The organism is Aminipila butyrica, assembly GCF_010669305.1.
In the GTDB taxonomy this organism is placed as follows: domain Bacteria; phylum Bacillota; class Clostridia; order Peptostreptococcales; family Anaerovoracaceae; genus Aminipila; species Aminipila butyrica.
On sequence record NZ_CP048649.1, the window covers coordinates 3,083,142 to 3,106,204 of the forward strand.

A 23,063-nucleotide genomic window follows, 5' to 3' on the forward strand; every position below is an offset into this window, starting at 1 on the left:
CATGAGAATCAGCTCTGTTAATTAGGCCTGATGCCTATATGAAAGGAGTTATTTTGCTATGCTAAATCCTGCCAGTTTGCCGGATATACAAAATATGCATATCTAGTGCTGTCAGGGGTGCTGAAATGAATGTGGCTGTTCTTTGGAATAAGGATAATATCTCCCTTATTTCCGCGAATCACATTGCCGCCGTCGACTTTGATATCCAAGGTACCGTCAATGACGTAGTCAAACTCATCGTAAGTCAGAGTCCACTCAAAATCTGCTCCATTATCCAGTTCCATGATGCCTGCACCCATTCTCGGTGCCTCATCTAAGGAAACGATATCCTTTAAGCGCACATCTTCTCTGCCGTCAAAACCTTCGGTTTTAACAGTATCCGTGCGAACTACCAAAATACCGCTGTTCTTATCAGTCTGTTTTACAAAGTCGTCTCCGCCCTTTGCTTTGGACTGCTTTAACAGCTCCTCTATAATGGCTTTTATTAAATCTTCACTGATATTCATTGTTTCTCCTCCTTTTTACAAAATGTTATTCTGCACTATCATCAACAACTTCAATCTTGCTCAGCAGCTTAGGTGCCAGCACGTTGGCTAAGATTAAAGCAGTAATACCGGCTACCAGCTTACCTACAACTACTGGGAAGATCATATCTGGGTTGTTACCTGCGGTAAAGCCAAGGTGGTCACCAAATACAAAAGCTGCTGATACAGCAAAAGCAACGTTTAACAGTTTTGCCTTTGGATTCATATCACCCATGATATTGAACATCGCAATGTTATTTGCTAAAGTAGCTACCATACCGGCTGAACCAGATTCGTTCATGCCCAAAGTACCACCGATTTTTTCCAGAGCAGTTCCGAAGGTCTTTGTAATCCATTTAACCATCGGGAAAGCACCCACTAATACGCAAGCAATCTGTCCGCAAACCAGAAGACCAGATTCTAAGCCGTTTACACCGCCATTTTTGTCTGGGTCTACCATGATGTCAAACAGCGGGAACATGATGCCAGTCTCATACTGGAAGATAGCGATAGCGGTAAAAATAGTAATGATAACAGTAACTGCTGTTCCGAACTTGTTGAAGCCGTTAATCATGCTGGCCGGCTTGAACCACAGACCTAAAACGATAAGACCGGCTACAATAATAACTGGAATCAAGTTGATTAAAATAGTAAGCATGCTGATCTTGTATGGAGTCATGTTCATAACCAGACCACCAGCGATACAGCCAATTGGAATCGTGATCAGACCAGCCAGGATACCGGCTGCCAGATACGGTCTGTCCTTCTTTTTAATGATGGACAGCGCTACCGGAATGGTAAATACAATCGTAGGACCCATCATCGAGCCTAAAATCAATCCGGCGAAGTTGCCCATGGTCTCATTTTCCGCCAACTGCATAGCCAGCGGATATCCGCCCATGTCGCAAGCCAGCAAAGTAGTGGCAAACATGGCTGGATCTGCTCCAACCAGCGTATAAATCGGTGCAATGATTGGCTTTAATAAGATGGATAATACCGGAGCCGCTGCTACAACACCAGCCATTGCAATGGCCAAAGGACCCATAGCCATGAAACCTTCGTCAAACTGTTCGCCATACCCCAGCTTATTGCCGCGGATTTTATCAATGGCGCCTATCAGCATGAAGATGGTCATGATTGTTATGATAACTGAGTTTACTGTTAAATTTTCAACATACGCCTGCAGACTATTCGTCAGCACCGATACATCGAAAGCATTGATTAATTCATCAAACATCTCTTTCCTCCTATCTGTTATGTCCGGCAGAGCTACAAAACATGCTCGTGGATTTCTTTATCATCTACAATTCCTACAACTGTAGCATCTACCGGTATAGCGGTATTCCCTACTGCGCTCCTAGCTGAGCTTCCTGAAACGTACAGGACAGTTTCTCCCACTCCAGCTCCAATTACGTCTGCAGCCACGATGGGCGTCTGATATCGATCCTCATGTAAAAGGTCGATGGGAACCAGAATCATCAGTTTTAACCCTGATAAGCTTTCATCCTTTCTGGTAGCCCATATATTTCCGATCACCTTTGCCACTTTCATCTGCGTCCACCCTCTCTTCCTGCAAAGCCCGAAGCCTTAGTATTGAAACCTTCATCAGCCTTTTATAAATGAAATACCTTTCTGTTCTGCATATTCCCTGGCCAGATCTGTAATAATGGTCTTCGCCTCTATGTAAATCTTTGCAATTCCATGTTGGCAAGCCTGTCGAAGATCCTGCTCCGTGAGAATCTTCTTCGTGCATTTCATTTCACTGGCAATCTCACTGCTGTCAGTTGCCGTCTTTTCCTCCATCACTTCTGGTTCCTTGGCACAAGACCTGCTTTCCTCTGAGACAGGCGTGCCCATAATTAAACTTTCCAGCTGCCCGCAGCTGCAAAAGCGAACTCCTGCATTTTTCAGATAGTCTACCTTCTGCAACATCATGCTGTAGTAAAGTTTAGGAGCCGTCTCCCGATATTCATACAGCTCCAGTTCCTCTTCTGGGATAATCAGCTGCTTGCCCATGAGGATGGCCTGAATGACCAACTCGGTGAAAGGCGTGTCACCAATCCCCTGAGCCACTTTAGCTAAAGAAGTATTGCTGAAATTTCTCAGCACAATCATTTCCACAGATTCCAAGTCACAAGCGTAGTTTGAATCGGCTGCACAAACCACGTCAAACTTCTGTTTGATGGAATCTTTTTCGAAGAATGGGAGACAAAGCTCATCATGGCTTTCTGAAAGAATCAGCAGTTTAGGTTTTTGGCAACTCTCTCCTTCTGAGCATCCCAGAAGCTCTGCCAGCTGAATGCCTCCCTCCATATCGGAAAGCCGTTCTGCTACCTTTGCTGCGATCTGCTCCACTAAATCATTGAGTTCCATTTACGTCCTCCTTTCTGGCTGACTTCTTTAAGCCTGTCTGCCGCACCCCACACCCGAAAGTCGCGTCTTCGGCAGACAGGTTTTCTGCAAATTTACGAACTATACTGACCAGCCAGCCATTTGCACATCATCACGTGAAGAGCGCTGGACAGCCGATTCAGTTCCTGAACAATATCGCTTCTGATGCACTTTCCGTTCTGATAATATGCTGTCACCGCTGCCACCTCTACTTCCCGGATAGCTGCTCTCAATTGATTCAAAAGCGCATAAGCTGTACCCATGGTGTAGTTTGGCATAATCATCTGCTTGATTCCGAAGAACTTCATCGGATCGTGAGAACGGTCGTGAAGTTCTTTACTCGTCAGCCCCAAAACCAATCCGGCTTCCAACTCTTGATCCAGCACATCACAGCGCATGATGTTCTGCATGGCCAACAGCACACTATTCAAGTCTTCCACCACTTTCAAAGATGCTCCTAAATCCACCATTCTAGCTTGATCTAAGATAATCTGACTCTGAATGGAATCCAACTTGCCTCGAAATAGAATCCTTGGATGGCATTTTGCAACCAACAGATTTCCCGACAGCTGGCACATGTGTTCCGGTTTTTTTACATAGAATGCACCTGTTTCGTAGTCGATATACTTGGGTGTCCAATCCTCTGCTGGCGGGTTTGCCGCCGTCTCTTGAACCGCAGGACCTACTTTTTTTTCTGGCTCCGACGGCACTGGGGGTTCTTTGACAATTTTGATTTTACGCTGCTGTAAATATTCCCGCCCTGCCGGGGATAGGAGCACGCCTTCTGGAACACAGTAGTATTCCGGCGTATGACTTCGGAGCTCATCCCGCAGAGAAGTTTCTGTTATGACCTTCAACGCGTTCACCTCCCGCCTTTACTTTTCATAAAAATGGCTATTTCCCTGCGGGAAGAATTGCTTCTACTTCATTGTGCGGTCTTGGTATCACGTGGACGGAAATCAACTCGCCTACCCGCTCTGCTGCCGCTGCTCCCGCATCAGTAGCTGCCTTTACAGCACCTACATCTCCTCTGACCATGACAGTCACCAGACCGCCTCCGACAAATTCTTTGCCAATCAAAGTTACGTTGGCTGCTTTTACCATCGCATCAGCTGCCTCGATGGAGCCTACCAGGCCCTTTGTCTCTATCATGCCTAAAGCTTGCATTTGCATAGTCCTTGTCCTCCTTATTTTGTTTCTGGAAGTATGGCTTCTACTTCGTTATGCGGTCTAGGGATTACGTGAACAGAAATCAACTCGCCTACCCGCTGAGCTGCCGCTGCTCCTGCATCAGTAGCTGCCTTTACCGCACCTACATCTCCTCTGACCATAACGGTTACCAAACCGCCTCCGACGAATTCCTTACCGATTAATGTCACGTTGGCTGCCTTTACCATAGCGTCGGCTGCCTCGATGGAGCCTACCAGCCCCTTTGTTTCAATCATACCTAATGCCTGCATCGTTAACATTTATTTTCCTCCCTGCTCGATCGCTTTCAAGGATGATTTCTCCTTATTGGCGATCTTCTTCGCTAAATTTGCAGATTGCCTGAATCAACTGATCCTTCTTTGCAAATTTGATTTCATTTTTTGTCATGGTGCCCATATGCAGCTTCCTGGCGATATTTCTCAGTTCGCCTACGGTCTTATCTTCCAGCGCATCTCTGCTTAGGACTGCGGGAGATGCTGGGTCGCCCTCTTCTGGAAAAGCGGATTCCGCTTGTACGTTCAGCTCCTGTTGTGGCACTTCTGGCTCCAGCTTAGCTTCTGTTTCCTGATCCACCGCCTGTATGAGTTCCAAGCTTGCGGCGGTCTCCGCTGGAGCAGCTTCCGGTTCCGCAATCGGCTCTGGGACTTCTGCCTCAGCTTCTGGCTGCGCTGTTACCACTTTTGTGGCTTCCGAGCCTCCTGCCGGAGGGGCCGTCATGTCAAACACCTCTTTGGCAGGTCTCGGAATAACGTGAATGGAAATCACTCTGCCAACTCGCTGGGCAGCAGCAGCGGAAGCGTCCATGGCTGCTTTGACAGCTCCCACGTCCCCGGTCACCATAACAGTCACCAGACCGCCCTTAACCTTTGTCACACTTTGAAGCGATACGTTAGCCGCTTTCAGCGCACTGTCCAACGCCTCTACTGCACACAGATAGCCATAGACCTCGATCATTCCTAATGCTTCCATAGCTTACATCCTTCCCCTCTTATACAAGAGGATTGTCTGCAACAAATTCTACCGCTGCGGCAAACGCTTCGCAAGCAGCTTTGCAGGCCGACTGGCTTCCAGTCAGCAATGCACCACCGAAGTTGGTCTCTGATGGCGGAGCATACAGCACGCACATAGTTACGTCTGCGGCCTTCATCGCTGCATCTACCGCATACATGGCTTCCAGCGGAGGTGCGATTAGATACGCCAGGGCTTCGCCTTCTGGAATACCTGCGCCCTCTGACAGATAGGAACCTGTTCTGGAAATACAGTGTGCATAATACACGATGGTATCATCTTCATTAGCAGAAATAAAGTGTGCAGAGTTTTCAATAAAATCTACACAAGCCTTCAACCCACTTTTCACTTCTGCCGGGTTTGGTCCTGCTAAAATGCCGATAATTTCACCAGCCAGCTTCGTGTTGGCATTGGCAGCACCACCGTAAAAACTTTTCGCATAAACTACTTGTACAGCTGCGGCCTTGGTTGCTTCATCTAACGCAGTATACGTCACATCATCACAGTCTACCGTAATCAAGCCCAGGGACCTCTGCTCTGGTGTTAAGTTCAACTGAGCAGCCAATTCAGGGTTTACATTAGGAATAATCTTTGTTGACAGTACTGTGGATATCAAAGGATCTCTTTTCATCTTCCATAACCTCCTTCATTACAGCTTCAAATTTGTTCCGCTGGCCTTCTTTTCAAGCATAAGCTTGATAATGTCAGCAATGTGGGCGCCCGCCTCTACCGGCATGGTCCCTGATCTATGAATATTTGATACGACAGTTCTTCTGGCTTCTGGCATACCTACAGTTGCCTTGTAAGCAATATATGCGCTCATGGATTCTGCGGTAATTAAGCCCGGTCTCTCACCAATCAGTGTGCAAGTCACTTCTGCCCCTGTCAGTTCAGAGATTTCATCCATAACAGCAACACGGCCATATTTTACGAAGAATGGGGTACCCGTCTCAATACCTGAGCTCTGAAGTCCCTGCAAGATAGCTGGCAGCAGGTCCTTTACATTGGCTGCCACCGATGCAGAAGACAGGCCGTCTGCCACATAAATCTGCACCGTTGGATTCTTCTTGCACTTTTCCTTTATGGTCTGTACATCTTCCGGAGCCAGCTTTCTGCCTAAGTCTGGTCTGGTCAGGTAGGTGTCCTTGCTGTCGCACTGCGTGTGTACGGTAAATAAGTTCATGCTCTCTACAAACTCTTCATCTACATCGCTAAATACGGCATCTTGTGCTGCGGAGTGGGCTGCTCTAAACTGAAGCAGCGGATCTGTTTTATATCTGGCCCCCGCTTTGCCAATGCCCAGCCGACAAGGTGCATACTGCTTTAATTCCAAATATTCCTCACCGTGCTGCGGATTCTTTACTAAATACTGAGTACGGATGTCTACCTGTGTTACATCTGGAATGCATCCATCCTCTATAGCTGGGCCGCTCTGTACCTCGGCTGTCTGTACTGCCGGGCTGTTGGCCAATTTCATATCTTGAATTACCTGCTCTATAAGCTGTTTTAAATCTAACTGTTCCATGTTGAGACCCCCTTCCTACTTTCTCATAAATACTGAAGCATCTCCTGCAAGCGGAGTCAGTTTTCCATTTTCTGAAAAGCCCATCTTTTCCAGCCACATATCAAATTCTTTGATTGGACGAAGGCCAAATACTTCTCTCAGTGCAGCAGCTTCGTGGTAACCAGTGCACTGATACATCAGCATGCAGTCGTCTCCCTGAGGAACACCCATGATGTAGTTGCAGCCTGCGGCAACCAGCAGCGTAGCCAGGTTTTCGATATCATTCTGGTCAGCCTTCATGTGGTTGGTATAGCAAGCGTCGCAGCCCATCGGGATACCTGTTAGCTTACCCATGAAGTGATCTTCCAGACCAGCACGGATAACCTGCTTTGAATCGTATAAGTATTCCGGTCCGATAAATCCTACTACCGTGTTTACCAGGAATGGATTATACTTCTTGGCAAACCCATAGCAACGAGCTTCCATGGTTACCTGGTCCCAGCCGTGGTGGGCATCGGAAGACAGCTCAGAACCTTGTCCTGTTTCAAAATACATCACGTTTGGTCCAGTGGAGGTTCCTCTCTTCAACATCATGTCCTGGCCTTCCTGCAGCATGGCAGCGGTTAGACCAAAAGCCTCATTTCCTTTCTGAGAACCAGCGATAGACTGGAACATCAGGTCAATCGGTGCGTTGAATTTATCTGCGGCCTCTGTCTGAGTAGTCACGTGAGCCAACACGCAGATTTGAGTAGGTACTTCCCATTTATTCTTAAATTCGTCAAAACTCTTGAGTATTCTAGCAACACTCTCCGCAGAATCGTCTACCGGATTCAGACCGATTACAGCATCACCACAGCCTAAACTGAGGCCTTCCATAACGGAAGCCATGATGCCCTTCGGGTCGTCCGTAGTGTGATTTGGCTGTAAACGGGCGGAAAAAGTACCCGGCAAACCGATTGTAGTATTGCAGTGTGCAGATATGCGGATTTTCTTTGCCCCATAAATCAGGTCCAGGTTGCTCATCAGCTTGCATACAGCAGCAACAATTTCACTGGTAATCCCTCTGGATGCCCGGCTGATCATTAGAGATGTAGTCTTTTCATCCAGAATCCATTCCCGGAATTCGGCAACGGTCATATGCTTAAACTCATTGTAAATGGTTTCGTTGACTCCATCCTGAATAATTCGGGTTACTTCATCCTCCTCATATGGGACTGCTGGGTTGTTGCGGATTTCCTCCAGTGTTATGTGTGATAATACCACCTTTGCTGCCACCCGTTCCTCTGCGGATTCAGCGGCGACTCCGGCCAGATTGTCTCCAGATCTCTCTTCGTTTGCCTTGGCCATCACTTCTCTGAGGGACTTAAACTCATAGTTGTGTCCAAATAGCTTTGTTCTTAGTATCATTCCCTTTCACCTTTTCTTTCCTTTCCTTATTTATTGATAACTCCGAGCGGAGTGATCTATGAATTAAAGATCAATGTCTTGACCACTACCGGCAGAACGTATCCACCTCCTACCGGTTCTCCGATATCAATGTAATCGCCCGTCTTGCTGCGAACACCATCGATACAGATAACATCTTTTTGCTTGTTCAGTCCGATATTAAGAGCATTGCCCAAGGCCTTGCCCACATCAAACTCCAACACTACAATCAGTGGGAAAGATTCCTTAATCAAATCTGCCGCACCTTCAATGATGGCCCCAGCCAACGCCTGTATCTTTTCAAAGCCGTCATAAGGTCTGCCCGACAGGGCAATCGCCACTGGCTCTTTCCTGCCCTCCTGCTGGTAGATTGGCAGCTGTGCCTTGATGGCTGCCTGCACCGACTGAGGGGTTTCCTCATCTATTCTAGACAGTTTCAGCACCGGAACATTCTTAATCGGCAACTGATCCCGCTGGTAGAAAATGGTGCTCCCGCTGATTTCTGTCGTATGGGTTCCTGCCCCTACTACCGTAGCTCGAATCGTCTCTTCCGAACGGTAGCAATCCAAAGAATCCAGCAGGCCGCTCTCTGCGATGGCCTGCCCCAGCAGGATTCCTATGTCTCCGTATCGGAATACATCCTCTTCTGTGGGTTCATATACATAGTTGGCTACCCCGCCGGAGAAAGTCAAAGCATCGATAGCAATATCCTCTGCCAGCCCTTTGCCCTGGTTCGTGTACAGATTTCTATGATAATTGGACGCTGGAGCCAAGTGCAGACACGCCTTTAGTTCCTCTGCCATCAACTTGCACACTGCTTTCAAGGCTGACGGGTTCGCCGGGTCTCCTTCTCGGATGCTGATGCCGTTTGCAGCGGCCAGCTCCTGGGTCTTCTTGTATATATAAGAAATCCTGCCGTTTTCCACCTTGATCAGGCGGCCGCCGATATCCAGGCAAGTAACGCCTTGCAGGCTGCCCTTGCGGAATACGGCAATATTGGTTGTGCCTCCACCGATGTCCAGATTGGCTACCACGTTGCGATGCTCTTCGCTGAACACATCCGTCCCTGCCCCCCGGCCGGACAAAACCGATTCTAGATCTGGGCCTGCCGTAGCTACGACGAAATCTCCCGCTAAATCGCTGAGGCTGTTCAGCACCAGATTGGCATTTTGCTTTCTGGCTGTTTCCCCGGTGATGATAACCGCACCGGTGCTGACTTCTTCTGGCTTCACGCCCGCCTTCTCGTATTCTGAACGGATGATGGCACTGACCCGCTCTCCGTCAATCTCGGTATTAGAGATTAGAGGGGTAAAATAAATATCACTGCAATAGATGACTTCTTTGTCCACAATCTCCACCCGGGGGACCATGTAACCTGCCGCCTTATTTTCTATAGTCAGCTTACTGAAAATTAACTGAGTGGTGGATGTTCCGATGTCGATACCAACGCTAATTACCGTTTCCTTCACCTTATTTCCTCCCTCCTTCTTACAAAAAAAGCAGCTTAGACACAGATAAAAAATATCTGCACCTAAGCTGCGTCGCTTGGCAATAGGGATAATGTTACGTCACATTATCGATTGTATTGGTTATTTTATCTTTAAAATCAAAGGCGATGCAAGTCCCTAAATCGCTGGACCGTACATGAATGGTGCCTTTCAACTTATCTTTTACGATGGAAAAAACAATGCTCAATCCCAAACTGTCTTCTCTTATGGTATTAATGTCAAATCCCTTGCCATTATCGGAAACTGAAATGTGGGAATAAATCCCTCTTTTCTCAATCTTGATGATGATTTCTCCTTTTTCCCGCCCATCATCAAAGGCGTACTGCAAGGAGTTGTGCAGCAACTCGCTGACCACTAGTGCCACCGAGGTGGAAATCTCCGAATCCACTTGAAATCCGTCTCCTTTTATAGCCACAGTCACATCCATGGAAGGCTCCAGAAAGTACCTCAGCGTACTGTCTTTAATGTTTTCCAGCACCTCTCGAAGATTGACTTGATCTACCCCTACCTTAGCCAGCAGTTCATGGGTGCTGGCGATAGCCAAGACCCGACTCATGCTCTCCTCCAGGACCTTTTTAGCCCCTGGGTTCTTTGCCCGTCGTCCCTGTAAGCGAAGCAGGCTAGCAATCATCTGTAAACTGTTCTTTACTCGGTGATGAATCTCTTTGACAGCCACCGATTTTAAGATGATTTCCTTTTCCTTCTCTCGAAGGGTGGTAATGTCCTGTATCATGACGGCGAAATCTACATTATTGTTCTTAAGAGCTATCTGTTTTACCATTAAGGTCAAATCTGACGTGTTGACTTCGATACCAGAATAATTTGCATCCTGGTCAAACCACTCCAGATTAGAGCCGTGTAGCGCAACAACCCGATAAGCTCGTCCTAGGATATCCGTGGTATAACCTAATCTTGAATACAAGTCGTAGGCAATCTTATTCCGATAGCTGACGTAGCCGTCCATATCCACTAGGATTAAAGCTTCGTCAATACATTCCGCCAGCCATAGGCTTTCATCTGTAAGCCGAGTTAACATGCTGGCAATCTTTTCATAACTCTGATTGCTGAAACGAATTCGATCCCGCATTTCATCGTTTTCATCGGCATGTTTTTCTTCGATGAGTACGCCGATCACCCGACCTTCAAACCAGATAGGTTCTACAGTCTGAATCACGTGGGCCTGCTCCTGTGTAACCGCCTTCATCTGTTTGGTCGGCAGCCCCAGCTTAAAGGTTCTGGCTACCGCAGGCTCATTTTGCGGCTCTGCCAACAATCCCACCACCGTCTTCTTGTACGAGGAAGGGACATTTTGCGGCTTAGCCTCCGCCACAACAATGGCCGTGGCATCGTCAGTTGTGAGACAATCTATGAAAAAATCCGCATCTGCTAGGTTGGCCATGGTCTGGAGGCCGACCTCTATTTTCTTGATCAGCTCAATTTCTTCATCTGTCAGATTGGTGTACGTCTTACATAAGTTTTCAATAGTATCCGGCATATCTCTGCTTCCTTTAGGCTAATATAATCTCTGCAATGCGCTTCATGGAGACCTTTTTTTCCTTGCTCAGATTTTTTATATACTCGTAAGCTTCGTTTTCTGTCATTCGCATGGATACCATCAACTGGCCTTTGGCCTTTTCAATGATAGTACGATTTTCCAAACGCTCTGTAATAGCTTCACATTGCTGCCTAATCTGATATACTTCCCGGCTTCTAGCTAAAGCAATCTCAATATTGGGTACTAATGCTCTTTCATCGATGGGCTTCACGATATAACCAGAAGCGCCAATCTTAGCAGCTCGGCTGATAAACTCTTCATCGCTGTAAGCGGTGAGCAGAATCACCGTTCCTGCCGTCCGTTCCTCGGTGATAACTTTGGCTGCTGACAGGCCATCCAGCAAAGGCATCTTGATGTCCAGTATGACTACATCCGGATTAATTCTTTTGCACATCTCAATGGCATCAAATCCTTCCGTCGCTTCTCCTGCCACACTGTATCCGGCATCCAACAGCATCTCCTTCAAATCCATCCTCGTGATCGGCTCATCTTCAGCGATGACAATCCGAATATCTTTTCTTCCCTTTTCCTTCATGTGCAACTCCCGGCAGGCTCCGCTGTACGTTCAGCATCTCATTGCCTGCTTTCATTATGATCGACTAATCTCCGCCCGAGCAAACCCCATTTTATCACAGAGCATGCTCATCACGTCCCGGATGCCCGCCTCTACAGCAGACACATCCCCCAGGATGACCAGCGATCCATTGAAACGATCCACAAACCCGATTGAAATATTGGCGGCCTTCGATGCAACATCCGCTGCAATCATGGCGCCTTCACTTGGAGTAATAGTTAATATGCCAATGGCCCCTTCATTTTGAATCATTCCCAGCTTCGGATACAAATCCTTGATGGGATTGGCAATGACATGAGCCAGCGTGACCTGTTTGCCAGGAACAAATTCCTGGATAATACGTTGTTTGTTGTCCTCCAATGCCTCACTTCCTTTCAGCACGGATTTTTAATTGGCTTGACTGATTCGACAAAAAAAGCACCTAAACAACTCTATGTGTCCAGACGCTACTTCGCAATCCTATGTTTCCAAGCCCTACACTACGCCGCATAGTGCTCTTACAAACTATGTGTTAATCATACCTAATTTCCTCAGTTCTGTCAATAATATTATTAAATTTTTCTATGGATTTATTTCTTTGAAAATTATGACAAATTCATTTAGCGCTTCTTGTCTATTTTTCCCTCAACCAATCCTTTAGCTGATCCATTCCTTCTCCGGTCATGCTGCTCACCCAAAAACGGGTAGATGCTCCCGCCTGTTCCAGATATAAGTCTGCCCGCCGAACCTGCTCGGGGCTGGCTTCGTCAATTTTGGTAACAATTCCCATCACAGGTTTGCCGAAGAACATGCTCCCAAAATTAGGTGCAAACATGGTGCTCTCATCTACTGCCGACTGCACCAAAGCGATAATATCTACATCGGCAGCCGTCACAGATAATGCTCCGTAAAAGCCCCGCTGTTCCATATATTCCCCTGGCGTATCGATAAACTGACCCTCTACCACCTGTACGGTTTGGGTTTTGTGATAACTCAACTGCTGATCGGTCATATATTGCGTTAAGGTGGTCTTTCCCGCCTGAGATCGGCCAACCAGTATGATTCGTTGCTTTCTGTCTTCCATCTTTGTCCCTCCCGTAGAAATGACAAAAATGTATCACAAAAAAATGCCCTTGTCAATCCGTGGACTAGACAAAGGCACTTTTTATACGTAAATTGAATTGGGCTCCGCCCCCAAAAACGTTCTTATTTTTTAGCTTGGACAAAAGACACAAAAGCTTCTGCCTGTGCTTCTAAAAACGGTTTACTGGAGGTAAGGGCCAGCTTGCCCTGCTCGTCCAGCTGCTGCATAGCACTAGGAACCGTCAACCTTGGCATGTTCATCACCTGCATATTTAAGAAGCTGATGAGCGTCACCAGATGATCCTGCGCAATAGCGGTGCCGGACATGCCCAGAGAAATACCGCTGATCGCTGCCGGTTTTCCAGCCAGCACCTGAGGCTCACTCTGACTGATTGGTCTGGACAACCAGTCAATAAGGTTTTTCAGCACACCTGAAAAATAATGATTGTATTCCGGTGTAAAGAACCAGATACCATCTGCGGCCTTAACCTTTTCACGAACTCTGCTCACTGCCTCAGGTGCAGGAAACTCAATGTCCTGATTCATCATAGGCACATCAGCAAAATCCAAGATTTCTAACTCTGCCTGCTGACCTAGCGCTGCCTGAGCTGCCAAGGCCAACTGCCGATTGAAAGACTCTTTTCTAAGAGATCCAACAATAGCTAAAATTTTTACTTTTTCCATATTCTTTCCCCTTTCTGTCTATGCCTCCTCTGAAGGCTTTGGAAGAAGTGGTTTCATGCTGGCTGCACTGATGCCCATGGTGGACAGGTTGTGGAGCAGCGCAGAAGTAGCCGGCGTAATGATGCCGCCCATTCCCAGGAGCAGCAAGCTGGTATTAAAACCCAGTATCGCTCCATAATTATAGTTAATTCGCCGCATCATGTTCATGCTTAACCGGCGGAGGGTCACCAATTCACCTAAATGAGAAGCCAATAAGGTAATATCCGCTACCTCTTTGGCAATATCAGAAGAATCCTTCATAGACACCGATACGTCTGCTGCTGCCAAAGCTGGGGAGTCGTTGATGCCGTCTCCTACCATGATGACTCTGTGGCCGGCCTGTTTAAGGCTTTCCACAATAGCCGCCTTATCTTCCGGCAGAATCTGAGCATAATAGCTGTCGATACCCAACTCCTGCGCCACTTTATTGGCCGCTTTTTCGCTATCTCCAGTCAGCATAATAATCTGCTCGATTCCCAGTTCCCTCAGGCTGCCCAGGATTTCCTTCGTACCGCCCCGCACAGGGTCCTCGATGCAAAGAAATCCGGCCAACTGGCCTCCAATGGCCAGATAGACCACGGAATTGTCATCGCTTTCCTGGTGAATAAGTTTCTTGTCTTCTTCTGTCAATGGCACCTGCTCGTCTTCAAAAATGAAATGATAGCTGCCGATCAGCGTTCGCTTGCCGTGAAGGGACGTAGCAATCCCATGCGCCACCAAATATTCTACCTCGGCATGTTCCTCTTCGTGATTAAGATTTTCCTCCTGTGCTTTGCGAACGATAGCTCTGGCTACGCTGTGAGGGAAATGCTCTTCCATACAGGCGGCTGTCCGCAGAACTTCTTCCCTAGTATAGCTTCCGCAGGGGATGACCTTTTCCACTTGAGGGCTGGCTACAGTTAGGGTACCCGTTTTATCAAAAATAATAATATCCGCCTTCGCATAAGCCTCTAAATGCTTACCGCCCTTGACTACAATTTTATGGGAAGAAGCTTCCCTCATAGCCGAAATAATGGTAATCGGTGTAGATAGCTTCAAGGCACAGGAATAATCTACCATCAGTACGGAAATAGCCTTTGTCAGGTTTCTGGTCAGTAAGAAGGTCAAGCCCGACAGCAGAAAACTGAATGGTACGATAGCATCCGCTAGGGTTTCTGCCTTTCCTTGAATCTTGGCTTTTAAACTTTCCGAGTGATGAATCAAATCGATGATTTTGTTAATCCGGGTCTCGTTGCTGAGTGCTGTCACCCGGATAACCAGGGAACCTTCCTCCACTACTGTGCCGGCAAAAACTGTAGAATCTTCATTCTTTCTCACTGCCAGCGGCTCTCCCGTCATGGAAGACTCGTTGACCATAGCTTCTCCATCGCAAACGGTGCCATCGATTGGAATCATGGAACCGGTGCGCACTAAGATTTGATCCCCCAGCTTTAAATCTGAAATGGCCACAGGCCTCAACGTGCTGCCCTCTTGCAGCCAGGCGAAATCTACATTGATTCGCAGACTTTCTGTCAGTTCGTTGCTAGCTTTCTTGCGGGTATAGTCCTCTAAAAGATCCGACAAGGATAACAGGAACATGATAGAAGCTGCCGTATTGGTATCCCGCTGAACCAGAGATACCGCTATGGAAGTAGCCTCCAACACCTTCACATCCAGCTTGCCCTTTTCCAGACTGCGCAACCCCAGCTTCATGAACTTGTAGGCTCGCAGCAGAGTAAGGGCCGTGCGGATGGGGGCTGGTACCAGCCACTTCATCAGATAGCGCCTTCCTACCATGACCGCCAGCTTACGCTGGAAATCTGTGGTAATATCTCGGGCCTGATTCCGCTCACCCTGAGGCACCAGAACCAGCTCTCTGGCTTTCAAAGCAGTCAGCTGCTCCAGAACCCGAGCCCGTTTTTCTTTTTCGTAGAGTACCAGAATGCTGCCATTGGCGACAGAGGCTTCCGCAGAATAGACAAAATTCAAATCCTCTAACGTTTTGACAATGCTATAACTTTCATCTTTGCTAAAGGCATCCCGACCGCAGCGGACCCGGATGCGCCCTGGCAAGTCATGGACAATCTTAAATCTCATTCTTCTGCTCTGCCTGTGCTTCTGCCTCTTCGTTCTCTATTTCGCCTTCTGCTTCCATTCTAGCCTCATAGCACAGATCTTCCGCATCCTCCTTTAGGTTCTGGAAACCGACCTTCACATCCTTCTGTACTTTCATGCCCTGGGCCATAGCCGTAACGCAGGCCTTTCTCATCCCAGCACTCTTAAAAAGCAGCTTTCCAGCAATGGCTACAGCAACGCCTCCTGCAAAAAAATATGCGTTTTGACAATTCATACAATTCATTTTATTTGACATATTCCTATCCTCTTTCTTTCTTATTTTTTGTACTGGCTACGCCGTTAGCACAATCTAACTGAATTTTATCACGATTTTCCAGCTTCTTCAAGCGGGAAAAGGGATAAACCGACAAAATACCTCAGCAAAATTTAACCTTTACTGGGTGAGGCTCACAGCTGTCTTAACCCAGATATCAATTCTTCAAACCATTTTCCTCTTTTTCTGCTTGGAGCAATTCCAAGAATATATGCACGATATCCGGATCAAACTGAGTCCCCGCATTTCGCTCCAGTTCGCAGACTGCCTCCAGACGGTTCAGGGCCTTCCGATAGACCCTGTCATTCGTCATCGCATCAAAGGCATCCGTTACTGCTAATATCCTGCAAGCCAAAGGAATGCTTTCGCCCTGGATGCCTCGTGGGTAGCCGGTTCCATCCCAGCGCTCGTGATGGGCCAGAATCAGTTCAGAAACAGTGGCCAGCTCCGGAGTAGCCTGAGCGATTCGATAGCCGATTTCTGGGTGCCTCTTCATCTCCTGCCATTCTGTCTCGTTCAAGGCCCCTGGCTTTTTTAGAATGTCCGGATCAATGCTGACCTTTCCGATGTCGTGAAGTAACGCCAGCACAGACAACTCGTTTAGCTCTTTAGAGGAAAGCTGAAAGCGTTTGCCAATGGAATAACAATATTCCTCCATCCGCTTAGAATGCTCCTCTGTTTCGTTGCTCTTTTCGTAGAGGGTTGCCAACAGCGTATTAATGATGCCGTTGCGATAACTTTTGCCGTCCAGCAGTTTTTGATGATACATGTATTCCTCTGCTTTGCTCAGCGTTGCCTCTACCCTGCCTTCTGTGGTGCAATGAACGGCACAGCCCAGAGACAGGCTTACATTCAAGTCACTGCCCTCTATGGACACTTGAGCATTTTTAAGCTTGTCAAGAATTTCCTCTGCCCGCTTTAAACCAGTCTGGGGCATAAAGATAATAAACTCGTCACCGCCCCAGCGGGCCACCATATCCTTCTGTTTACAGCTCCGTCGCAGCAGCTTGGCTACGCTGCGAAGCAGCATATCTCCAGACTGATGCCCAAAAACATCATTCGTAATCTTCAGTCCATTTATATCCCCCATAATAATTGCTAGGGGCAGATTTTCCTGATTATTCAGCTCGTTCATCATCCCTTCAACATAACGCCTGTTATATAGTCCGGTCAGGGGGTCTCGATAGCTTAGAAATTCAATCTGCTTATTGTACTGTTTCTCACTGCTGACGTCCCGGAAAACCATAACCGCTCCGGCAGGACTATCGCTGTCCAAGGAAAGGGGTGCTGTACGGTCAGCAATAGGGATGCACTTGCCCTGATGGCTAATCAGTTCCGCATCATCATCCAACTCTACCACACATCCAGTCTGGAGGACCTTTTGAATGGGGCTCTCTACAGGTAAGCCGGTCTCCTCACTCTGAAGAATAATCACCTCGGAAAAATGGCAGCCTACTGCTTGCTCTCTTTTCCAACCGGTAAGCTCCTCCCCTACATGATTCAGGCTGGTAATAATACCATTCTGGTCGGTAACCACCACGCCATCGCCGATGGACCGCAGTGTAATTTCCAGCAAGTCTCGCTCCTGCAACATTTGGCTTCGATAAGCCTCCCGGCCGGTAACATCAAAACCAAGTGCGTGCATCAGCTGTCGATCTTGATGAAAAAAAGAACTGGCATAGAAATCCAACAGCCGCACTTCACCACTTTTCAACCGGGAAGGCAGGGATTCATAATACTGGTAGCCCATCAGCTCTCTGTGAAAACGCTCCTCTAGCTTCTGAGGCGGCAGCAGGCTGATGTGCCGCAGCTGCCGGCTGCACAGTTCTTCCTTAGAGTAGCCATAAAATTGGCAGGCTGCCCGATTGGCGTTTACAATCTCGCCTGAAAAAGGATCATAAATCAACTGCATAGCCTGATGTTGGTCAAACATGACCTTTAACCACTGGGTAAGCTCCTCATTTTCCTTTTGTATCTTTGTTATATCCGTCGCATCTTTATTGAAAAGCAGCAGGTAGCCGATGCCCTCCTGACTAAAGCTAGGAATCATTTCAATTTCCCACATCCGCTTTTGTCCTTGCAAAGCTACAATGTGCACGTAGTGCGCCGGCCTTCCTGAATTTAAACAGTCATCATAAAGCTGGCGAAAATTAGCATAGTCCGCTGGGCCGAACACCTCCCCCGGAGTCAAGCCTTCAATTTTGGCAAAACCAGTAGCCTCTTGATGCCGCTGGTTGTCCCGTACATAATAATACTCGCCGTCCCGCTTCTCCAGCATAGCCACTGCATCGCGGCTGCTGTCAAAAATAGCATCCAACATGCCGCCCCAACCGATAGACTTCTGCTGATTTAAGCGGATAGCCTCTGGAGTCGCCTCCTTTAAAAAGATGGTGAAATGATTGTCTTCTGCCGGAATAACAGAAATCGACAGATATCGTTTCAACTCCTTCATATAGTGAATCATCTCCTGAGTCCGACCTGACTGCATCACACTGGCATAAAAAGAAAGCCAGTATTGCCTAGTCTCTTCTTTACCGACCAGGACCTCTGATGCCTTTTTGTTTAAAAGTTCAGTTCTTTTCCAACCTGATAACTTTTCGAAAGCCGGATTGAGATCTAAAAACACGTAGTCAACAGCCATCTGATTGCTGTTGAGCAACAATTTAAAATACCCAATTCCAAAAGGAAGAATGTCTAGCATATTCTGTGTATACTTGTCCTGCATACTCTCTGCTCCTTCTGTTTTCTTTCTATTGAGCAAATATTTTCCCCATTTGCCACTCTTCTAATACGCTTATATTAATTATATACCAGAATCCTTCGTAATTCCACCCAATATTAGGGAGGGATGAGAGAATTCAGCGAGACAAAAAGGTGTGGCTTCTTCCATGAGATTTCATTGCAGATTTCTTATTTTTCTATTAAAACGATTGACAAAATAAACAACAGGATTTAAAATAACATCGTTATCCGATAACATAGTTATTTTAAAAAGGAGTTTTTTATGCGCCCATTTAATGAAAAGCTGGCCGCCGATTTATTGAAGGCGGGAAAGCAAGAATTTATGACTCATGGTTTTTTAGGGGCAAACATGAGGAATATCGCCTCGGCAGCTAAAGTGACCACCGGCGCACTCTATCGATATTATAGCGATAAAGAAGCTTTATTTATCGAACTAGTGGATGAGCCTGCACGAGTTTTTGCTGACCGCTATCGGGAACGCCAGATGTCATTTGCTGCTCAACCATTGGAAAGCCAATTAAAGAGAATGCCAGAGATTACTGATCGGGAATCAGACTGGATGATGGCCTATCTCTACGATCATTTTGATGCCTTTAAACTGATTGCCTGTTGTTCTGCCGGGACTCGCTATGCTTATTATATTGATACCCTAATTGAAATCGAATCCGAAGCCGGGCGGCAGCTCATAGCCCGGATGAGCGAAGCTGGATTTCCGGCACAGGATATGGACGATGGACTCATCCATATTTTATCCGGAACCCTGTTTAATGGTATGTTTGAGACCATACAGCATGATATGCCGCGAGAGAAAGCCATGGAGTATATGAACAGTTTGAGAGATTTTTATTCGGCAGGATGGTTTAAGGTTTTGGGGCTCTCGGGAGACTAGAGGCTCCCTTTCTTTTGCACAAAAGTTAGCCATAGCTAACATAAATATAGTAAGGAGATGTTTTTATGAAAGAAAAAAAAGTTCCTTCCCCTTTCGCAACGCTTTGGGGTTGGGCCGAACTGTATCACACAAGCCTTTACAGCTCTGTGGTCTTGGCCATACTGGGTGTGGGCTGCAATATGCTTGCGTATTTTTGTGTAGCCGCAATAATCCGACTGTTACTGGCGGGCGCTAATATAAACGCGTGCTGGCCATGGTGCGGGCTAATGCTGGCGGGCTACGTGGGAAAGGCTCTATTTTTAGCTCGCTCTACTGCACTCTCCCATACCGCAACCTACCACACCCTGCGGGATCTGCGCAAGTGCTTACTAAGCAAACTTTCCAGAGTGCCTATGGGAACCATCCTAGGGACTCCATCTGGTCAATATAAGACCACAATTGTAGACAGAGTGGAAGGTATGGAGCCTACACTTGCCCATCTGATTCCAGAAATGACGTCCAACCTGCTGGTGCCTCTGGCGATTACCGTTTACATTTTTATGCTGGACTGGCGAATGGGTCTTGCTTCGCTGGTCACCCCGGTTCTGGGGCTGTTCATTGTGGCTCAGAGCGGAAAAACTTATGGGGCCCGTTGGCAGGGGGCGGTAGAAACCGGTCGTCGTATGACGAACGCCATTGTGGAGTATGTCGGTGGTATTCAGGTGGTCAAGGCCTTCAGCCAAAGCGCAGGCTCTTATAAAAAATACGCCCGCGCAGTGGAAGACAACGCGCAATATTTCGTGGATTGGATGCATGCCAACCAGAAGTACATGGCTTCCTGGCAAAGCATCTTGCCTGCCGTGCTGGTCACCGTGCTGCCCACAGGCCTTCTTCTATGGAATGGCGGCAGCCTTGCAGCCGGAAACTTCCTAACGATTATTGTCCTCTCACTAGGACTTACCGGACCACTAATCGCTGCCATGAGCTTTGTGGATGAATTGGCCGTTGTGGGAACAAACGTAGGCGAAATTACCAAAATTCTAGACGCCCCAGAGCTAAATCGGCCAGAACAGCCTGTCCCAATAGCTGGCAATGCTGTACAGCTGAAAGGGGTTTCCTTTACTTACGGAAAAACAGATGCAGAAGTCATCCACGATATCAGTTTAGACATTCCCCCTGGAACCGTCACGGCACTGGTAGGACCCTCTGGCTCCGGCAAATCTACCATGGCCAAGCTGATTGCCGGATTCTGGGATGTGACAGCCGGCACCATTACATTGGGAGGAATTAATTTAAAAGAAATTCCCTTAGCGCAGCTTAATCAACAGATTGCCTATGTCTCACAGGACAACTACCTTTTTGACCGAACCATTCGCGAAAATATTCGCATGGGCCGTCCGGAAGCCACCGATGCGGAGGTGGAGGCCGTATCGAAAGCTGCGGGATGCGATAGCTTTATTCGAGCATTAGCTCATGGATACGATACCCTCTGCGGCAGCGGTGGCGGACATCTTTCTGGCGGGGAGAAACAGCGCATTTCTATTGCACGGGCCATGCTCAAAGATGCACCGATTGTGATTTTAGATGAAGCAACCGCCAGCATAGACCCTGAAAATGAGGCTCTCATTCAGCGAGCGATTTCAGCCTTAACAAAAGGTAAGACACTCATCGTTATTGCTCACCATCTGGGCACCATTGTCAATGCAGACAATATCGTTGTCGTAGATAAAGGCCGAATCGCGGCCCAAGGCAAACAAGCGGAGTTACAGGAAAGCTGCCCGTTATATGCGCTGATGTGGCAAGCATACCTGGGCAGCCGGGATGCGGCCTGAAAGGAGAAATTGCTATGTTTGGTATTTTAAAAAAGATAATTGACTTTGCTGGCGCCAAGCGGAATCTGCTAAAAAAGGCGATGGCTGTCTCCTTTCTGGGAGCCCTCTTTGCCGCCCTCCAATTTATATCGCTGATGCTAGCACTGGATATAGTAGTGAGCAGCACAGAAACTCCAGTTTGGATGGTTACTGCAATTATGCTGATATCCATTGTCGGACGTATCGCCTGCGCCTACTATTCCACCAATGCCGAAACAGATACGGGCTTTCATATGGTGGCCGAAAAACGAATTCATATCGGAGATCGGCTGCGGTACATCCCCATGGGCTATTTTAATGATAACAGCCTAGGAAATATTACGGCTGTGGTCACCACTACACTGGGCGATGTAGAAAACAGTGCTGCTCGCTGCCTAGTACTGGTGATTGGGGGCTTCCTTAACACCCTTGCCCTGTGTTTAATGCTGCTGTTTGCTGACTGGCGGCTGGGACTGGTATCTATGGCAGGTCTCCTCTGCTATCTTGCCGTAACAGAGGCGTCCCAGCGTTCCTCCGCCAAAACGGGTCCAGAGCGCCAGCGGATTCAAGAATCTCTGGTGGAAAAGGTTCTAGAGTATGTGCAAGGAATGATGGTAGTAAAAGCATACGGACTAGAAAAAGACAGCAGCCAAGGGGTATTCCAGACCATAGACGACAGCTGTCGGAAAGCGCTGGCCCTGGTGCACACATCTACCCCATGGGCTGCAATCCGGCAGATTGCAGTACGGATATTCAGCGTAGCCCTTGCTGGAGCCTCTCTTATTTTTTATGGGGACGGCACCTTGCCGCTGGCCCGGTGTCTGCTTATGCTGATTGCATCGTTCTTAATCTATGCGGAGTTGGAAAGTGCCGGTAATATGTCCGACCAGCTTCAGATGCTAGGGGCTTCTATGGATAAGGCCAATTCTATTGATAACACCCCAACGATGGACATCGACGGCAAGGCGCTAGCACCCGCCAGCACAGATATTGAATTTCAAAACGTACACTTTTCCTATGGTGACCGAGCTATCCTCAATGGAATCAGCCTTGCCATCCCGGAGAAATCCACTACCGCCATTGTAGGTCCCTCAGGCGGCGGCAAAACCACCCTGTGCAATCTCATCGCCCGATTTTGGGATGTGGACAGCGGTGCAATTCTTTTAGGCGGCGGCGATGTACGGGAATACAAATTGGACAGCCTGATGAAAAACATTTCTATGGTGTTCCAAAACGTCTATTTATTTAATGATACGATTGAAAACAATATCAAGTTCGGACGTCCAAACGCAACGCATGAGCAGGTGGTGGCAGCTGCTAAACAGGCCTGTTGTCACGATTTTATTACTGCACTGCCAGATGCCTATGACACCGTCCTAGACGAAGGCGGCAGCACCCTCTCTGGGGGTGAAAAGCAGCGCATATCCATCGCCAGAGCTATTCTCAAGAACGCACCGATTATTATTTTAGACGAAGCAACTGCCAGTGTAGACCCGGAAAACGAAGCAGAACTGCAAACAGCCATCCAAGCGCTGACCCATGACAAAACGATTATTATGATTGCACACAGACTTAAAACTGTCCGCAATGCTGATCAGATTCTAGTATTAAATGGCGGGCATATTGTGCAAAGGGGGACCCATGAGGAACTGATAAATCAAGCTGGACTATATGCAAACTTCATCGGAATGAGGGAGGAAGCGGCCAATTGGAAAGTTTCTTAGCCAGCGTTTCTTGTTTCTTTTCTTACAT

Annotated in this window: 22 protein-coding genes and 1 pseudogene; 3 read left to right on the forward strand and 20 right to left on the reverse strand. The window is 47.6% G+C overall.

Translation table 11 applies throughout. The annotated features are described in order from the left end of the window. Nucleotides 1-56: 56 nt before the first annotated feature. The 20 genes and pseudogenes from Ami103574_RS14515 to Ami103574_RS14610 all read right to left on the reverse strand — a co-directional run bounded on the left by Ami103574_RS14515 (nt 57) and on the right by Ami103574_RS14610 (nt 18,576). Nucleotides 57-506 carry a cupin domain-containing protein gene (locus tag Ami103574_RS14515; RefSeq protein WP_163067673.1) on the reverse strand — a complete coding sequence of 150 codons (450 nt, stop codon included), beginning with the start codon at nt 504-506 and terminating at the stop codon, nt 57-59. A gap of 25 nt (nt 507-531) precedes the next feature. Then, entirely contained in the window at nt 532-1,761 is a 1,230-nt protein-coding gene (locus Ami103574_RS14520) for an ethanolamine utilization protein EutH (protein ID WP_163067674.1), read from the reverse strand. Nucleotides 1,762-1,793: 32 nt separating this feature from the next. Continuing rightward, nucleotides 1,794-2,075 carry a EutN/CcmL family microcompartment protein gene (locus tag Ami103574_RS14525; protein WP_163067675.1) on the reverse strand — a complete coding sequence of 94 codons (282 nt, stop codon included), beginning with the start codon at nt 2,073-2,075 and terminating at the stop codon, nt 1,794-1,796. Nucleotides 2,076-2,129: 54 nt separating this feature from the next. Next, the gene (locus Ami103574_RS14530; RefSeq protein WP_163067676.1) at nt 2,130-2,897 is read right to left on the reverse strand and encodes a hypothetical protein; all 768 of its coding nucleotides are present in this window, start codon (nt 2,895-2,897) and stop codon (nt 2,130-2,132) included. Between the two features lie 92 nt (nt 2,898-2,989). After that, the gene (locus Ami103574_RS14535; protein WP_163067677.1) at nt 2,990-3,772 is read right to left on the reverse strand and encodes an ATP-binding protein; all 783 of its coding nucleotides are present in this window, start codon (nt 3,770-3,772) and stop codon (nt 2,990-2,992) included. 37 nt (nt 3,773-3,809) lie between these two features. Next, a complete protein-coding gene (gene eutM / locus Ami103574_RS14540) occupies nt 3,810-4,088 on the reverse strand; it encodes an ethanolamine utilization microcompartment protein EutM (RefSeq protein WP_163067678.1) in 279 nt (92 codons plus the stop codon). A 14-nt stretch (nt 4,089-4,102) separates the two neighbouring features. After that, nucleotides 4,103-4,384: an ethanolamine utilization microcompartment protein EutM gene (gene eutM / locus Ami103574_RS14545; RefSeq protein ID WP_163067679.1), complete on the reverse strand. Its 282-nt coding sequence runs from the start codon at nt 4,382-4,384 to the stop codon at nt 4,103-4,105. A gap of 463 nt (nt 4,385-4,847) precedes the next feature. Then, a pseudogene (locus Ami103574_RS16115) lies at nt 4,848-5,093 on the reverse strand (BMC domain-containing protein); the annotation flags it as partial. Between the two features lie 19 nt (nt 5,094-5,112). Continuing rightward, entirely contained in the window at nt 5,113-5,763 is a 651-nt protein-coding gene (gene eutL / locus Ami103574_RS14555; protein ID WP_163067681.1) for an ethanolamine utilization microcompartment protein EutL, read from the reverse strand. An 18-nt stretch (nt 5,764-5,781) separates the two neighbouring features. Beyond that, a complete protein-coding gene (gene eutC, locus Ami103574_RS14560) occupies nt 5,782-6,657 on the reverse strand; it encodes an ethanolamine ammonia-lyase subunit EutC (RefSeq protein WP_163067682.1) in 876 nt (291 codons plus the stop codon). A 15-nt stretch (nt 6,658-6,672) separates the two neighbouring features. Next, nucleotides 6,673-8,043: an ethanolamine ammonia-lyase subunit EutB gene (locus Ami103574_RS14565; protein WP_163067683.1), complete on the reverse strand. Its 1,371-nt coding sequence runs from the start codon at nt 8,041-8,043 to the stop codon at nt 6,673-6,675. A gap of 56 nt (nt 8,044-8,099) precedes the next feature. Beyond that, nucleotides 8,100-9,530, reverse strand: coding sequence for an ethanolamine ammonia-lyase reactivating factor EutA (gene eutA / locus Ami103574_RS14570; RefSeq protein WP_163067684.1), 1,431 nt, complete (start codon nt 9,528-9,530; stop codon nt 8,100-8,102). A gap of 94 nt (nt 9,531-9,624) precedes the next feature. Then, complete coding sequence (locus tag Ami103574_RS14575; protein WP_163067685.1) at nt 9,625-11,064, reverse strand: sensor histidine kinase; 1,440 nt, start codon at nt 11,062-11,064, stop codon at nt 9,625-9,627. Nucleotides 11,065-11,077: 13 nt separating this feature from the next. Further along, complete coding sequence (locus tag Ami103574_RS14580) at nt 11,078-11,659, reverse strand: ANTAR domain-containing response regulator (RefSeq protein ID WP_163067686.1); 582 nt, start codon at nt 11,657-11,659, stop codon at nt 11,078-11,080. Nucleotides 11,660-11,713: 54 nt separating this feature from the next. After that, nucleotides 11,714-12,058 carry a BMC domain-containing protein gene (locus Ami103574_RS14585; RefSeq protein ID WP_163067687.1) on the reverse strand — a complete coding sequence of 115 codons (345 nt, stop codon included), beginning with the start codon at nt 12,056-12,058 and terminating at the stop codon, nt 11,714-11,716. Between the two features lie 253 nt (nt 12,059-12,311). After that, nucleotides 12,312-12,761, reverse strand: a complete 450-nt coding sequence (locus Ami103574_RS14590) for a EutP/PduV family microcompartment system protein (RefSeq protein WP_163067688.1) — start codon at nt 12,759-12,761, stop codon at nt 12,312-12,314. Between the two features lie 122 nt (nt 12,762-12,883). Further along, nucleotides 12,884-13,444: an NADPH-dependent FMN reductase gene (locus Ami103574_RS14595; protein ID WP_163067689.1), complete on the reverse strand. Its 561-nt coding sequence runs from the start codon at nt 13,442-13,444 to the stop codon at nt 12,884-12,886. A gap of 18 nt (nt 13,445-13,462) precedes the next feature. Then, complete coding sequence (locus Ami103574_RS14600; protein ID WP_163067690.1) at nt 13,463-15,559, reverse strand: heavy metal translocating P-type ATPase; 2,097 nt, start codon at nt 15,557-15,559, stop codon at nt 13,463-13,465. Further along, nucleotides 15,549-15,833 (reverse strand): DUF1490 domain-containing protein, encoded by a 285-nt coding sequence (locus Ami103574_RS14605; protein ID WP_246213159.1) that lies wholly within the window; start codon nt 15,831-15,833, stop codon nt 15,549-15,551. Before Ami103574_RS14605 ends, Ami103574_RS14600 begins: the two co-directional genes overlap by 11 nt. 175 nt (nt 15,834-16,008) lie before the next feature. Further along, on the reverse strand, nt 16,009-18,576 hold the full coding sequence (locus Ami103574_RS14610; protein WP_163067691.1) for an HD domain-containing phosphohydrolase: 2,568 nt from the start codon (nt 18,574-18,576) through the stop codon (nt 16,009-16,011). Between the two features lie 279 nt (nt 18,577-18,855). Between Ami103574_RS14610 and Ami103574_RS14615 the strand changes: the two genes are divergently transcribed. From Ami103574_RS14615 to Ami103574_RS14625, 3 genes are all read left to right on the forward strand, one after another. Continuing rightward, on the forward strand, nt 18,856-19,482 hold the full coding sequence (locus Ami103574_RS14615; protein ID WP_163067692.1) for a TetR/AcrR family transcriptional regulator: 627 nt from the start codon (nt 18,856-18,858) through the stop codon (nt 19,480-19,482). Between the two features lie 65 nt (nt 19,483-19,547). Continuing rightward, nucleotides 19,548-21,293: an ABC transporter ATP-binding protein gene (locus tag Ami103574_RS14620; protein ID WP_163067693.1), complete on the forward strand. Its 1,746-nt coding sequence runs from the start codon at nt 19,548-19,550 to the stop codon at nt 21,291-21,293. A 14-nt stretch (nt 21,294-21,307) separates the two neighbouring features. Then, complete coding sequence (locus Ami103574_RS14625; RefSeq protein WP_163067694.1) at nt 21,308-23,035, forward strand: ABC transporter ATP-binding protein; 1,728 nt, start codon at nt 21,308-21,310, stop codon at nt 23,033-23,035. Nucleotides 23,036-23,063 lie beyond the last annotated feature (28 nt).